The organism is Corynebacterium sp. HMSC036D02 (assembly GCF_001836165.1).
Taxonomy (GTDB): Bacteria; Actinomycetota; Actinomycetes; order Mycobacteriales; family Mycobacteriaceae; genus Corynebacterium.
On the sequence record NZ_KV827702.1, the window covers coordinates 1 to 593 of the forward strand.

The following is a 593-nucleotide window of genomic DNA, read 5'->3' on the forward strand; positions in this document are numbered from 1 at the left end:
GCTTACCCTTGCCGTCCTTCCAGTCCGGCTGCTCAGCAGGCGCACTCGGCTCGGTAACAGTCACGGTCGAGTCGTCGATTGTGTTGCCTTCCGGATCCTTCACCTCGACAACAACCTTGTCACCAGGCTTAGCGTCCTCATCGATGTCGACAACCAGGTTGCCGTTCTTATCGATTTCAGCCTTACCGGGGCCCTTTACCTCAACCGTAGAGCCTTCCGGAACATCGCCACCTTCATTCGGAACAGTAACCTTGTCACCCGGCTCACCTTCACCGTCTCCCCATTCAGGCGTCGAATCAGGGTCGGTGACAGTCACCGTGACATCAACATTGTCCGTCGAGCCATCCGGGTAAGTCACAACAACCGGAACAGTGATCTTGTCACCAGGCTTGGCATCCTCCGGAATCTGAACCTTCAGCGAACCATCCTCGGCGACCTCAACACCATCCTTGTCCGTGGCGAACTTGGTGCCTTCCGGAACAATGACCTTGTCTCCGTCCTTGTTAGTAAAGGTCGGAGCATCAACCGGCGCGGTGGTACCAGGCTGGCCAGCACCATCGTTGTACTTCGGCTCAACCGTAGCAGCGGTGGTG

General features: G+C 57.0%; 1 protein-coding gene. It reads right to left on the minus strand.

What is annotated here, in order from left to right; genetic code table 11:
* A partial coding sequence (locus HMPREF2743_RS10035) for a YPDG domain-containing protein (RefSeq protein WP_210400265.1) occupies nucleotides 1-593 on the minus strand: 593 nt, incomplete at both ends.